The organism is Ewingella americana, assembly GCF_006438725.1.
Lineage (GTDB): Bacteria > Pseudomonadota > Gammaproteobacteria > Enterobacterales > Enterobacteriaceae > Ewingella > Ewingella americana_A.
Map to the genome: position 1 here is coordinate 94,287 of NZ_RCZD01000006.1, position 14,126 is coordinate 108,412.

A 14,126-nucleotide genomic window follows, 5' to 3' on the forward strand; every position below is an offset into this window, starting at 1 on the left:
AGTCTATGCAAGCAGCTCAAACCGGACTGCCTCTTCGCAAAAAACGGCAGATAAGCGATGTCCTGAAATGGCTGATTGTCGGCCTGTTCGCCCTGATCACCGGTTACCTGATCGTACTGATGTATGCCCAGGGGGAATATTTGTTTGCCATGCTGACGCTGCTGCTCTCCTCCGTCGGCCTGTATATTTACGCCAACCGCCGTGCTTATTCATGGCGCTACGTCTATCCCGGCCTCGCCGGTATGTCGTTATTCGTGCTGTTCCCGCTGGTGTGTACCATTTTTATCGCCTTCACCAACTACAGCAGCACCAACCAGCTGACCTTCGAACGTGCGCAGTCAGTGCTGATGGACCGCCAGTTCCAGGCCGATAAAGCCTACACCTTTGGCCTTTACCCTGCCGGAGCCACTCAGTGGCGTCTGGCGCTGAGCATACCGGACAGCGGTGACACACTGGTCTCCGCCCCCTTTGAGTTCAACGCCACCACGCCACAAACCCTGACCCTCGCGCCAGACGCGATGCCGCAGGGCGACAAAGCCGGGCTGCGGGTGATCACCCAAAACCGTCAGGCGCTGGGGCAACTGACCGCCAAACTGCCCGATGGCGAAATGCTACGCATGAGTTCTCTGCGCCAGTTCTCCGGCAGCCAGCCGCTGTACAAAAAAGCCGATGACGGCAAACAGCTGACCAACGTGCAGACCGGCGTGATTTACCGCCCTAACATGGAGAGCGGTTTTTATCAGGCGGTGAATGCTCAGGGCGAATGGCAGGCAGAAAAACTCAGCCCCGGTTATACCGTGAATATCGGCTGGGCCAACTTCCTGCGCGTACTGCATGACGACGGCATCCAGAAGCCGTTCCTGTCGATCTTCGTCTGGACCATTATTTTCTCGCTGCTGACCGTGGTGCTGACCGTGGCCGTCGGCATGGTGCTGGCCTGCGTGGTGCAGTGGGAGGAGCTGAAAGGCAAAGCGGTTTACCGCGTGCTGCTGATCCTGCCCTACGCGGTACCGGCGTTTATTTCGATTCTGATTTTCAAAGGGTTATTCAACCAGAGTTTCGGCGAAATCAACCTGATGCTCAGCAGCCTGTTTGGCATCAAACCGGCGTGGTTCAGCGACCCGATGACCGCCAAAACCATGATCATCATCGTCAACACCTGGCTCGGATATCCGTACATGATGATCCTGTGCATGGGCCTGCTGAAAGCCGTGCCGGACGATCTCTACGAAGCGTCCGCGATGGACGGCGCCACGCCGATGCAGAACTTCTTCCGCATCACGCTGCCGCTGCTGATAAAGCCGCTGACGCCGCTGATGATCGCCAGTTTTGCTTTTAACTTTAATAACTTCGTGCTGATCCAGCTGCTGACCAACGGCGGCCCGGATATGCTTGGCACCACCACGCCAGCCGGCCACACCGATCTGCTGGTCAGCTACACCTACCGCATCGCCTTTGAAGGCGGCGGCGGGCAGGACTTCGGGCTGGCGGCGGCCATCGCCACGCTGATTTTCATTTTGGTCGGCGCACTCGCCATCATCAATCTGAAAGCTTCACGTATGAAATTCGACTAAGGAGAAACAGACATGCCCATGGTTAAACCGAAGTCGCAAAAACTCAGGCTGTTCGTCACACATCTGCTGTTGCTGTGTTTTGTGGCGCTGATCCTCTTCCCGCTGTTGATGGTGTTCGCCATCTCGCTGCGGCCGGGTAACTTCGCCACCGGCAGCATTATTCCGGATCAGGTGTCGTGGGATCACTGGAAACTGGCGCTCGGCATGGCGGTAACCAACGCCGACGGCAGCGTCACCCCGCCGCCGTTCCCGGTGATGTTGTGGTTGTGGAACTCCATCAAAATTGCGGTGATCACCGCGATTGGCATCGTAGCGCTCTCTACCACCTGCGCCTATGCCTTTGCCCGTATGCGTTTTCGCGGCAAAAGCACCCTGCTGAAAAGTATGCTGATTTTCCAGATGTTCCCGGCAGTACTGTCACTGGTGGCGCTCTATGCCCTGTTTGACCGTCTCGGCCAGTACGTGCCGTTCCTCGGTCTGAACACCCACGGCGGAGTGATTTTCGCCTACATGGGCGGCATTGCGCTGCACGTCTGGACCATCAAAGGCTATTTCGAAACCATTGATAACTCGCTGGAAGAAGCCGCCGCGCTCGACGGCGCCACGCCATGGCAGGCGTTCAGGCTGGTGCTGCTGCCGCTGTCGGTGCCAATTCTGGCGGTGGTGTTTATTCTGTCGTTTATCGCCGCGATTACCGAAGTGCCGGTGGCGTCACTGCTGCTGCGCGACGTCAACAGCTACACCCTGGCGGTCGGCATGCAGCAATACCTCAACCCGCAAAACTACCTGTGGGGAGATTTCGCCGCCGCCGCGATTCTGTCAGCAATACCCATCACCGCCGTGTTCCTGGTGGCCCAGCGCTGGCTGGTCGGCGGCTTAACCGCCGGGGGTGTGAAAGGCTAGATTGCCCTTTATTTCGAATTTACTGCAATGCCCTTGTTGTGGTTTGTTTGGTTCCTGGAAATACCTCTGTGTCTGAAGTCTTGAGCGGCCTGAAAAGGCCGTTTTTTTATGCCTGTTGCGCCTTGAGAAACACCGAGCTATACTGTTTCTCAAGGCGCAACAGTTAAAAGAAGATGTTAATGATTAAGGATTTCAAACATAAAGGATTGCGTAAGTTTTTTGAAACTGGAAGCGCCGAGGGAATCGATTCTCGTCTTGCTTCAAAACTTCGGCTGCGGCTGGCCTCTCTTGATGCCGCTGACGTTGTTGAGGATCTGGATTTACCCGGATACCGGCTTCACCCGCTAAAGGGCGACAGGCGAGGAATATGGTCCGTGACCATTACTGGAAATTGGCGCGTTACGTTTGAGTTCATTGACGGCAACGCATACATCGTAGATTACGAGGATTATCACTGATGACTATGTTTAACCCACCGCATCCGGGTGAACTGATTGCAGAAATGCTCGAAGAATTAAACGTCGGGATCCGTGAATTAGCCCGCGCGCTGGGTGTTGCTCCATCAACAGTTCAGCGCATCGTCGTTGGTACTGCGGCAATTTCTCCTGAGATGGCGATTAAGCTTGCCGCCGTTCTGGGTAGCTCCCCTAAATTCTGGATGAACCTGCAGAATAATTACAGTCTGTGGCAGGCCGAACTGGCGGTTGATACCAGCCATCTTCACCGCTTAGTGGCGGCATAAAAAAGGGTTTCCGCACACTGCCGGAAACCCTTTTATCCCGTCAAAAACAATCAACTCACGGACACTTTCCTGCGCCGTTTATCCAGATCCTTGATCAGTTTATTGACGTCGTCGTCGGCAAACATCTCTTCCAGCGTGCGGGTCAGTTTACGGCGCCAGTTGGGGTATTCGTCGCTGGTGCCGGGAATGTTGACCGGCTCCTGCATGTCCAGCCAGTCTTCGGGCTGAAGCCCCAACAGGGCGCAGGCGCTGTCGGCCACATAACGTTGCAGGCCACGGTTGAGCGTCGGCGTCATGCCCATCGCATCGGCTTTGTGGCCGGTGGCTTTCGGCACACAACCATAGTGATGCAAACCGTCAAGCAGACCCTGCCGTGCGCGGGCGCGGTCAGCGTAAAGTCCTTCCAGCACCTCTTCGTCACGGTACAGACCGAGTTTTTTACCCAGTGCCAGATCGTCGCTTTGCCAGTAGCCGCGCAGCGTCGGCAGGTCATGGGTGGTGATGGTCGCCATCGCCTGTACCGGGTAGGACTGCGGCGCGCGGAAGTTGTTCTCGGTGTCGCGCTCAAAATACAACACCTTGTAGGAGTAAACCCCGCCTTCACGCAGCTTGCTGACGATCTCCACCGGCACCGTGCCCAGATCTTCACCGATCACCATGCAGCGGTGACGCTGGCTCTCCAGCGCGAGGATCGCCAGCAGATCGTCCACCGGATATTGCACGTAGGCGCCGTTGTCCGCCGTTTCACCCTGCGGGATCCACCACAGCCGCAGCAGCGTCATCACATGATCGATACGCAATGCGCCACAGCTGGTCATATTGGAACGCAGCAGATCGATAAACGGCTGATAAGCGCGCTTCACCATGACGTGCGGATCCATCGGGCGCAGATCCCAGTTCTGTCCGAGCGGGCCGAGGATATCCGGCGGTGCGCCCACCGAGGCTTTCAGACAGTAAACATCACGGTCGCCCCAGGTTTCCGCGCCGCCTTCCACCACGCCGACCGCCAGATCGCGGTACAGGCCAATCGGCATGTCAGCCTGCTGGCTGTCGTGGTAACAGCGGGCAAATTGCCATTCGGCCAGCCACTGCAACCACAGGTAAAAATCGACTTCACTTTCGTACTGTTCACAATAGGCTTTCACCGCGGCACTTTGCGCGCTGCGGTATTTCTCCGGCCAGTGCGTCCAGCCATTAGGCGCTTCGCCCTGCCTGGCCAGATGGGCATACAATGCATCAAACGCCGCCTGCTGATAGAGGCTTTCGCCGCCTTCGCGGGCAAATTTTTGATAGGCCTTTTGCATCGGGTCGCTGGCGCTGCGCGTCACAAAACGCTGATGCGCCAGGTGTAATCCGGCCAGCTTTAACGGCATCACGTGGGCGTAATCCACCCAGGCGCTGTCGCGCACGGCTTTCAGGGTTTTCTGCGTCTGCGGCTCATGCCACCAGCGCTGAGCTTCTTCGCTCAGTTGGAAATCTTCCACCGCGCTGACGTCGATATAAATCACGTTCAGCCAGCGCCGCGATGACGGGCTGTAGGGGCTGGCCGCCACCGGGTTACCCGGATAGAGTGAATGAATCGGGTTGAGGCCGACAAAGGCCCCGCCGCGCTGGCCCATCTCATTGACCAGCTGGCGCAGATCGCCGAAATCACCGATACCCCAGTTATTTTCCGAGCGCAGGGTATAAAGCTGCACGCAGGCGCCCCAGAGTTTTTTGCCCGCCAGCAGCGCATCGGGTTCATAACAGCGTTTCGGGGCGACAATAATGCGGCACGTCCAGCTCTGGCTCTCCTGAGTGAGGGTCAGTTGGTGATAGCCGGTGGGAATTCTGCCGGGCAGCGCCAGCGTCATTTTCGCGCTGGTACGCCCCTGCTGGACCGCGCCCCCTTCCAGCGCTAACTGCCACTGGAATTCACCTTCACCGCCGACCGGCAACGCCAGACGGCTGCCTTTGACGAACACTTTCACCACCGGCACCGGCGCATCGCTGACCGGTTGCTGGCCCGGCTTCCAGCCCATCGCCTCCAGCAGTTCCCGTTTGGTGGCGGCAGCGATTGCCTGCTGCTTGCCATGTGCGTTGATGTAGCCGGCGGCGATCCCTGCTTCGATCGCCGCCTGCTCGAGTTGCTTGCTCTCCATTACTGCTCCTTTAGCGCTTCGCCTGCCAGATCCGCTGCTGATAATCGCGGATCGAGCGGTCTGAACTGAACATACCGACACGGGCAGTATTGAGAATGGTACGTCGCGTCCATTGCGTCTTATCACGGTACAACGCGTCCACCTGCTGCTGTGCCTGGCAATATTCGGCGAAGTCAGCCAGCACCAGATACGGATCACCGCCGGTCAGCAGGCTGTCGAGCATCAGGCTGAAAGCATTTTTGTCGCCATCGCTGAACAGGCCGCTTTCCAGATCTTTCAGCGCCGCGTTGAGGTGTTGGTCTTTTTTGCGCCACTTTAGCGGGTCATAACCACCCGCCTTGAGGGCTTTGACCTGATCGACAGTGTTACCGAAGATAAAGATGTTCTCTTCGCCAACCTGTTCGGCGATTTCAACGTTAGCCCCATCGAGCGTGCCGACAGTGATCGCGCCATTCAGGGCCAGCTTCATGTTGCCGGTACCGGACGCTTCGGTGCCCGCCGTTGAGATCTGCTCGGAGACGTCCGCCGCCGGGATCATCAACTCTGCGACTGAAACACGGTAATCAGGAATAAACACCACTTTCAGGCGATCGGCGACGATCGGATCGTTATTGATCTTCTCTGCCACCTTATTGATCGCATGAATAATATTTTTCGCCAGATAATAGCCCGGTGCCGCTTTGGCCCCGAACAGGAATACGCGCGGCACTATGTCCATCTGTGGGTTATCGCGCAGCTTACGGTAGAGCGACACAATGTGCAGCAGGTTGAGATGCTGACGTTTGTATTCGTGCAGGCGTTTAATCTGTACGTCGAAAATCGCCTCCGGGTTGAGCGTAATACCCATGCGCTGCTTAACGTAGGCGGCCAGGCGCACTTTGTTGTCATATTTGATCTGCTGATAACGCCCGCAGAAGGCGGCATCATCGGCGAATTTCTCCAGCCCCGCCAGCGCATCCAGATGGGTGACCCATTCGGTTTTCAGGCTCTCATCGATCAGCGCCGAAAGCGCCGGATTACACTGTTTCAGCCAGCGGCGCGGCGTGATGCCGTTGGTGACGTTGTGGAATTTATTCGGCCACAGCTGGTGATATTCGGGGAACAAGTCCTTCACCACCAAATCAGAGTGCAACGCGGCCACACCGTTGACCGCAAACCCGCTGACCACGCAGAGATTAGCCATGCGCACCTGTTTGTTCTGATGCACAGAGAGCTTTTCCCACACCGCGTTATCACCCGGCCACTGTTTCTCCACCACCTTCTTAAAGCGGGCATTGATCTGTTTGATCAGCGAAAAATGGCGCGGCAGCAGGCTGCGGACCAGTTTCTCATCCCAGCACTCCAGCGCTTCCGGCATCAGCGTGTGGTTGGTGTAGGCGAAGGTTTTGCTGACGACAGCCCAGGCGGCGTTCCATTCCAGCTGATGTTCGTCGAGCAGAATACGCAGCAGCTCAGGAATGGCGATGGTCGGGTGGGTATCGTTAAGCTGGATCACCTCAAAATCAGGCAGATCTTCAATCTTACGGCCAAGGAAATGATGGCGGCGCAGAATATCGCGCACCGAACAGGCGCACTGGAAATATTGCTGCATCAGGCGCAGGCGTTTGCCTTCCTGATGGTTGTCATTCGGATAGAGCACTTTGGTGAGCCTGGCAGCATCAATGCCCTTCTGCTCGGCCTTCAGGAACTGCCCGTCGTTGAACAGCGTCAGGTCAAACGGGTGGATATCCGTCGCCTGCCACAGACGCAGCGGCTGGGTGACACCATTGCGATAACCGACCACCGGCAGATCCCAGGCTTCGCCACGCAGGCTGAACGCCGGTTGCCACTGTTCGGCACCGTCGCTGTTTTTCACCAGCTTGCCGCCGAAGGAGACGTCCACCGCCAGGCGGCTGTTGTGGCTGAACCACGGATAGCTTTCGCGATGCCAGTCATCCGGCGCTTCCTGCTGCTGACCTTCGCTGAAGGACTGACGGAACAAACCGTACTGATAGTTAAGACCGTAACCGGTTGCAGGCTGGCCGACCGTCGCCATTGAATCGAGGAAACAGGCTGCCAGACGCCCCAGACCGCCGTTGCCCAGCGCCGGGTCGGTCTCCTGCTCCAGCACGTCGGCCAGTTCTGCGCCCTGCTCAGACAGCACATCACGCACCGTATCGTACCAGCCGAGGTTAATTAAGTTGTTGGCGGTCAGGCGGCCGATTAAAAATTCCATCGAAATGTAATTTACGTGACGCTGATCCTGTTTCTGTTTTTCCGCGACAGGCTGCGCGGCGAGTTGTTCAGACAGTGCACCGCTAACCGCCAGCCACCATTGGTGCGGCGTCATATCCTGTGCGCTTTGCAGGCCAAAGCCTTGCCACTGGCGGGTCAGGGCATCCTGAAACTGTATTTTTTCTAAGGTGAGTTGCGACATAAGCCCTCTCTGAGCAGGTAATTTTGCAGACGATAACGGTATGCTGAAGGTAAGCCTGCCGGGCGGCATCATCCCGCCGGGGATTAGAGAGGGAGGAGATAAAGGGCGTAGTACAGACGGGATTTAAAGGTGTAAAAACAACGGCTGAAACTGTGACAGAGTGCAACTTACCGGCACGTAAAAGTGTAACAATCTTGCAATACTTCCTGCATTGGCAGACCTTAGGAATAATATTAATTACGCGCTGTAAAATAAATACATCCTTCGTTCGTTTACAGTCATAAGAATGGATAACTATGCTGATCCCTTCGAAACTCAGCCGCCCGGTGCGGCTGCAAAATACCGTAGTGCGCGATCGTCTGTTAGCGAAACTGGCCTCTGCGCAAAATTACCGCCTGGTGCTGGTCGCCTGCCCTGCCGGTTACGGAAAAACCACGCTGGTTGCCCACTGGGCGGCAGGAAAAAGCGATCTCGGCTGGTATTCACTGGACGAAAGCGACAATCAGCCGGAACGGTTTGCCAGCTATCTGGTGGCCGCTATTCAGCAGGCCACCGGCGGGCACTGTGTTAAAAGCGAAGCGCTCAGTCAGAAGCATCAGTACGCCAGCCTGTCGGCGCTGTTCGCGCAGCTGTTTGTCGAACTGTCTGACTGGCACCGCCCGCTGCTGCTGGTGATTGACGATTATCATCTGATTTCCAATGACGCCATCCACGAAGGGATGCGCTTTTTCCTGCGTCACCAGCCGGAAAATGTCACCTTGATGGTGCTGTCGCGTACCCTGCCACAACTGGGCATCGCCAACCTGCGTGTACGGGATCAACTGCTGGAGCTGAATGCCGCACAGCTGGCCTTCAACCATGTTGAAGCGCAGCAATTTTTTGACTGCCGCCTGGCCGAGCCCATTGAACAAGCCGACAGCGGCCGCCTGTGCGACGACGTCGCCGGATGGGCCACGGCATTGCAGCTGATTGCGCTCTCGGCGCGCCAGTCCAGTGCCTCTACCGTCTCGGCGCAGCAGTCGGCCAAAAAATTGGCCGGGCTGAACGCCAGCCATCTGTCCGAATATCTGGTGGATGAAGTGCTGGACCGCGTCGATGCGCCGACCCGCGATTTTCTGCTGCGCTGCTCGCTGCTGCGTTCAATGAATGATTCGCTGATCGTCAAACTGACCGGCGAAGATAACGGCCAGCAACGGCTGGAGGAGTTGGAGCGTCAGGGGCTGTTTATTCATCGCATGGACGACAGCGGCGAGTGGTTCAACTTCCACCCATTATTCGCCACGTTCCTGCGCCAGCGCTGCCAGTGGGAACTGGCGGGCGAGTTACCGGCGATTCACCGTTCGGCGGCCGAGGGCTGGCTGGCGCTCGGTTTCCCGGCCGAAGCCATTCACCATGCGCTGGGGGCCGAAGACACCAATTTACTGCGCGATATCTTGCTGCAACACGCCTGGGCGCTGTTTAATCAGAGCGAGCTGGCGCTGCTCGAAGAGTGCCTGAATGCGCTACCGTATGAACGGCTGATTCAGAATCCGAAACTGGCGCTGCTGCAGGCCTGGCTGGCGCAAAGCCAGCACCGGTACAGTGAAGTGGAAATGTTGCTCGAACGCGCCGAAAACGAAATGCAGCGTGAGCACATCGAGATGGATAAAACCCTCAGCGCCGAGTTCGATGCGTTGCGGGCACAGGTCGCTATCAATGACGGCAAGCAGGATGAAGCCGAAAAGCTGGCGGCGCAGGCGCTGCGCTATCTGCCTTTTTCAAGCTATTACAGCCGCATTGTCGCCACCTCCGTCACCGGTGAAATTCAGCACTGCAAGGGCGATTTAAGCCGCGCCCTGCCACTGATGCAGCAAACTGAGCAGATTGCACGTCGTCACGAAGCTTACCACTACGCCCTGTGGGCACTGTTGCAACAGAGTGAAATCTTGATTGCCCAGGGCTTTTTACAAGCCGCTTATGAAACGCAGGACAAGGCGTTTGAATTGGTGCGTGAACAGCATCTCGAACAGCTGCCAATGCATGAATTCTTGCTGCGTCTGCGCTCACAACTTTTATGGTCCTGGGCGCGTCTCGACGACGCCGAAAGCGCCGCCCGGGATGGACTGGAAGTTTTGGCTAACTTCCAGCCTCAGCAACAGTTGCAGTGTCTGGCCATGCTGGCCAAATGTTCGCTGGCACGGGGCCATCTCGATAATGCCCACCGTTATTTACAGCGCTGCGAAACGCTGTTGCAAAATGGTCAATACCACACCGACTGGCTGACCAATGCCGACAAACCGCGGGTGATTTACTGGCAGATGGTCGGCGATAAAACCTCGGCGCGCAGCTGGCTGAACCAGACGTCCAAACCGGGCATGGCCGACAACCACTTCCTGCAAGGCCAGTGGCGCAATATCGCCCGGGTGCAAATTCTGCTGGAGCAGTTCGATGAAGCCGAAGTGGTGATTGATGAACTCAACACCAACGCCCGCCAGCTGAAACTGGTCAGCGATCTCAACCGTAACCTGATCCTCAGCAACCTGCTGTACTGGCATACAGGCCGTAAAAATGAAGCCCAGCGCGTACTTATTGAAGCTCTGGAGATTTCCAACCGTACCGGGTTTGTCAGCCATTTTGTGATGGAAGGCGAAATGATGGCCCAGCAGTTGCGCCAGCTGATTCAGCTCAACTTACTGCCAGAGATGGAACAGCGCCGGGCACAGAAAATCCTGCGGGATATTAACCAGCATCACCGGCATAAATTCGCCCATTTTGACGAAGGCTTCGTGAACAAATTGCTGACGCATCCGCAGGTGCCGGAGCTTATCCGCACCAGCCCGCTGACCCAGCGTGAATGGCAGGTACTGGGGCTGATTTACTCCGGTTACAGCAATGACCAGATCGCCGGTGAGCTGACGGTGGCCTCGACCACCATCAAGACCCACATCCGCAATTTGTACCAAAAACTCGGTGTCACGCACCGTCAGGATGCGGTGCAACAGGCGCAACACCTGTTGCAGGTCATGGGCTACGGCGCCTGAGGGTCAATATCTGCTCCGATGACGCCATCAATGAAACCGCCAGCCTTTGGCGGTTTCATGCCTGATAAATATCCCCTCTCCCCGCTACCGATGAATTTCTGCGCAATGAAATTTTGCGCTTCGAAATAATGCCCGCTACAATGTGACCCAAGTCACACTTTTAAATCTTCTGCCGCCCGTTTTGTTCCCGATAATACGCCGCGATGGCCATTAGGGTTTACAGGATGCGGGCAACAAATCTGCATAGGAATACGTTCGATGGGTACCTTAACGGCCAGTTTAATGATGATGCGCTGGGAATTACTGAGCGCTTTTCTGATGTTCTGCACCAGCCAGCTAAATATTGTTTGCCGTCAGTCCAGCCGTAATTCAATGGCCTTTATTTTCAGCGGTGCCGGTCTGATGGTAACCTGCTTTTTCGTTATGAGCCTGATGGGCATGACCTTCAACGCAGATGCCATCGCGCATTTCTGGGCTGTCACCAAAGACGTCTTTTTCGACACCATGAGCAAAACCCCCACCGACATGCCCTTCTATTATTAATTCAACCGGTTGCATGAATTCCTAAATATCAGAAATTGCGCGCCACATCTAAAGAGTTTTGTACAGAGACTCTCAATTCAGCGTAAATTGCGAGGTATGCCGCTTCGCTCTCCTGAAACTATTTTCTTATAAAAGTATTCATTGCTAATAGTCGAAGTGGCGTATTAGATTCACACTATAGTTTTCTTAGTATGATCATTACCTTGTTTGCTTTCTTGCTGCTGATTTCCGCCCTACAGCAGTTCGATTTTTGTCTGAAGGATACTCGATGAATACCCACCACCTGATTGGCGCATTAGTGTTAATGGCAGGTTCCACCTCGTTGTTTGCGGAGCAAACAGCGGGTATCCCACAAAATCAGGTGAAAGAGCGCGAAACGTTCGTCTCACATCTGATGAAACAAATGACGCTGGATGAAAAAATTGGCCAGCTCAATTTAGTCAGCGTCGGTCCTGACTACCCGAAAGAAGCCATCATGGCAGATATTCGCGCCGATAAAGTCGGCGGTATGTTCAATACGGTGACTAAACCCGACATTCGCCGCATGCAAGATCAAGTGCAGTACAGCCGCCTGAAAATTCCGCTGTTTTACGCCTATGACGTGGTTCACGGTCAGCGCACCATTTTCCCGATAAGCCTTGGCCTCGCAGCCAGCTGGGACATGAACGCCGTGGCGACCAGCGCACGTATTTCCGCGAAAGAAACCGCAGCCGATGGTCTCAACATGACCTTCTCACCGATGGTCGACATCACCCGCGATCCGCGCTGGGGCCGTGTTTCTGAAGGTTTCGGCGAAGATACCTACCTGACCTCACGCCTCGCACACGAAATGGTTTCCGCCTATCAGGGTAATGACCCATCCGCCCCCAACGCGGTAATGGCGAACGTCAAACATTTCGCGCTCTATGGTGCTGTCGAGGGGGGGCGTGAATACAACACCGTCGACATGAGCCTGACCCGCATGTTCAACGACTACATGCCCCCTTACAAAGCTGCACTGGATGCCGGTGCTGGTGGGGTAATGGTGGCCCTGAACTCTGTCAATGGTATTCCCGCCACCTCAAACCCATGGCTATTGCAGGAAGTGTTACGCGATCAGTGGAAATTCAAAGGCCTGACTGTCAGTGATCACGGTGCGATAGGGGGTCTGGTGTTGCATGGCGTCGCGCAGGATGATCGTCAGGCAGCGGCCATGGCGCTCAAATCCGGTGTCGATATGGACATGGCCGACAACATGTATGGAAAATACCTCAAAGGCCTGGTGGCTGACGGCATGGTGACGGAAAAAGAGGTCGACCGCGCAGTCCGTAACGTCCTGAATGCCAAATGGGACATGGGTCTGTTCGCTGACCCATACCGCCATCTGGGGCCGGTCTCCAGTGACCCGGCAGACACCAACGCTGAAAGTCGCTTACATCGCAAAGAAGCCCGCGAAGTGGCACGCACTTCACTGGTACTGCTGAAAAACGAACATGAAACCCTGCCGTTGCAGAAAAAGGGCACCATCGCCTTGGTCGGTGCACTGGCAGACAGCCAGCGTGACGTGATGGGCAGTTGGTCAGCCGCCGGTAAAGCCAATCAGGCCGTTACTGTGTTGCAGGGAATGAAAGAGGCCATCGGCGATAAAGCCACGCTGCTGTATGCCCGCGGTGCCAACATCACCAACGATCCGGCGATTGTCGATTTCCTCAATCAGTACGAAAAACAGGTGATCAACGATCCACGTCCGGCGCAGGAGATGATTGATGAAGCGGTGAAAGCTGCCAAAAAAGCCGATGTGGTGGTTGCTGTCGTCGGTGAAGCACAAGGCATGGCCCATGAGGCCTCCAGCCGTACCGAACTCAATATTCCGCAAAGCCAGCGTGACCTGCTGAAAGCCCTGAAAGCCACCGGCAAGCCGTTGGTGATTGTGCTGATGAATGGCCGCCCGCTGACCCTGACATGGGAAAACGAGATCGCTGACGCGATGCTGGAAACCTGGTTCAGCGGCACCGAAGGCGGCCACGCGATTACCGATGTCCTGTTTGGTGATTACAACCCGTCGGGCAAATTGCCGATGACCTTCCCGCGCTCGGTGGGGCAAATTCCGCTCTACAACAGCGTGCTTAACACCGGTCGTCCGTTTAATCCGCAAAAGCCCAACAAATATACCTCGCGCTATTTTGATATCACCAACGGCCCGCTGTTCGCCTTTGGTTACGGCCTGAGTTATACCCAGTTCAGCGTCTCTGCCGTATCGCTTTCAGCCACCACCATGAGCGCCAGCGCACCACTGACCGCCAGGGTGACGGTGAAAAACACCGGTAAGCGCAGCGGGGCAACCATCGTTCAGCTCTACCTGCAAGACGTGGCCGCTTCAATCAGCCGTCCGGTCAAAGAGCTCAAGAATTTTGAGAAAATCGACCTGGCACCTGGCGAAGAAAAAGTGGTGACCTTTACTGTCAATGAAAAAGATCTACGTTTCTTCAACGATAAGCTGAAATGGGCGTCAGAACCGGGTAAATTCAATGTATTCATTGGATTGGATTCGCAAGACTTGAAGCAAACCAGCTTCCTGCTGAAGTAAAATAGTGGAATAAATAATCTCGACACCCAAACAATTTCGGGTCGCCTGGCGGCGCCGACTTTTGGTGCAGAGCGTGGCTAACGCATCTGCAGCTCGAAATATGACGGGGATGGGGGGGTCGTTGTTCTTTGATCCCCCCTTCTTAATCTGAACAGATTTCGGCCTGGCTGCTGGATATATAATGAACAGTTGCTAACCTTAATTTCAATGCCTTAGGTCTT

General features: G+C 55.7%; 9 protein-coding genes. 7 read left to right on the forward strand and 2 right to left on the reverse strand.

Annotated features, from left to right (window positions below; all coding sequences use genetic code 11):
• Window positions 1–5 precede the first annotated feature (5 nt).
• The 4 genes from malF (at window position 6) to EAH77_RS12870 (ending at window position 3,219) form a co-directional block, all read left to right on the forward strand.
• A complete protein-coding gene (gene malF, locus EAH77_RS12855; RefSeq protein ID WP_140473215.1) occupies window positions 6–1,574 on the forward strand; it encodes a maltose ABC transporter permease MalF in 1,569 nt (522 codons plus the stop codon).
• A 12-nt stretch (window positions 1,575–1,586) separates the two neighbouring features.
• Complete coding sequence (gene malG, locus EAH77_RS12860) at window positions 1,587–2,477, forward strand: maltose ABC transporter permease MalG (RefSeq protein ID WP_140473216.1); 891 nt, start codon at window positions 1,587–1,589, stop codon at window positions 2,475–2,477.
• Between the two features lie 179 nt (window positions 2,478–2,656).
• A complete protein-coding gene (locus EAH77_RS12865; RefSeq protein WP_140473217.1) occupies window positions 2,657–2,935 on the forward strand; it encodes a type II toxin-antitoxin system RelE/ParE family toxin in 279 nt (92 codons plus the stop codon).
• Entirely contained in the window at window positions 2,935–3,219 is a 285-nt protein-coding gene (locus tag EAH77_RS12870; protein ID WP_140473218.1) for a HigA family addiction module antitoxin, read from the forward strand. The genes EAH77_RS12865 and EAH77_RS12870 overlap by 1 nt, the downstream gene beginning before the upstream one ends.
• A 50-nt stretch (window positions 3,220–3,269) precedes the next feature.
• Here EAH77_RS12870 and malQ read toward each other — a convergent pair whose 3' ends face one another.
• Complete coding sequence (gene malQ / locus EAH77_RS12875) at window positions 3,270–5,360, reverse strand: 4-alpha-glucanotransferase (protein WP_140473219.1); 2,091 nt, start codon at window positions 5,358–5,360, stop codon at window positions 3,270–3,272.
• 10 nt (window positions 5,361–5,370) lie between these two features.
• Window positions 5,371–7,776, reverse strand: coding sequence for a maltodextrin phosphorylase (malP, locus tag EAH77_RS12880; RefSeq protein ID WP_140473220.1), 2,406 nt, complete (start codon window positions 7,774–7,776; stop codon window positions 5,371–5,373).
• Between the two features lie 296 nt (window positions 7,777–8,072).
• On the opposite strand from malP, the gene malT reads away from it, so the two are divergent.
• The 3 genes from malT to bglX all read left to right on the forward strand — a co-directional run bounded on the left by malT (window position 8,073) and on the right by bglX (window position 13,905).
• Complete coding sequence (gene malT, locus EAH77_RS12885; protein WP_140473221.1) at window positions 8,073–10,796, forward strand: HTH-type transcriptional regulator MalT; 2,724 nt, start codon at window positions 8,073–8,075, stop codon at window positions 10,794–10,796.
• Window positions 10,797–11,054: 258 nt separating this feature from the next.
• Window positions 11,055–11,339, forward strand: coding sequence for a YjcB family protein (locus EAH77_RS12890; protein WP_140473222.1), 285 nt, complete (start codon window positions 11,055–11,057; stop codon window positions 11,337–11,339).
• A 268-nt stretch (window positions 11,340–11,607) separates the two neighbouring features.
• A complete protein-coding gene (gene bglX, locus EAH77_RS12895; RefSeq protein ID WP_140473223.1) occupies window positions 11,608–13,905 on the forward strand; it encodes a beta-glucosidase BglX in 2,298 nt (765 codons plus the stop codon).
• The last annotated feature ends 221 nt before the right edge of the window (window positions 13,906–14,126 follow it).

What these genes read in the sequence shown, in the direction of transcription:
- malF (WP_140473215.1), top strand. Translation starts at nt 6, where the DNA reads ATGCAAGCAGCTCAAACCGGACTGCCTCTTCGCAAAAAACGGCAGATA.
- malG (WP_140473216.1), top strand. Translation starts at nt 1,587, where the DNA reads ATGCCCATGGTTAAACCGAAGTCGCAAAAACTCAGGCTGTTCGTCACA.
- EAH77_RS12865 (WP_140473217.1), top strand. Translation starts at nt 2,657, where the DNA reads ATGATTAAGGATTTCAAACATAAAGGATTGCGTAAGTTTTTTGAAACT.
- EAH77_RS12870 (WP_140473218.1), top strand. Translation starts at nt 2,935, where the DNA reads ATGACTATGTTTAACCCACCGCATCCGGGTGAACTGATTGCAGAAATG.
- malQ (WP_140473219.1), bottom strand. Translation starts at nt 5,360, where the DNA reads ATGGAGAGCAAGCAACTCGAGCAGGCGGCGATCGAAGCAGGGATCGCC.
- malP (WP_140473220.1), bottom strand. Translation starts at nt 7,776, where the DNA reads ATGTCGCAACTCACCTTAGAAAAAATACAGTTTCAGGATGCCCTGACC.
- malT (WP_140473221.1), top strand. Translation starts at nt 8,073, where the DNA reads ATGCTGATCCCTTCGAAACTCAGCCGCCCGGTGCGGCTGCAAAATACC.
- EAH77_RS12890 (WP_140473222.1), top strand. Translation starts at nt 11,055, where the DNA reads ATGGGTACCTTAACGGCCAGTTTAATGATGATGCGCTGGGAATTACTG.
- bglX (WP_140473223.1), top strand. Translation starts at nt 11,608, where the DNA reads ATGAATACCCACCACCTGATTGGCGCATTAGTGTTAATGGCAGGTTCC.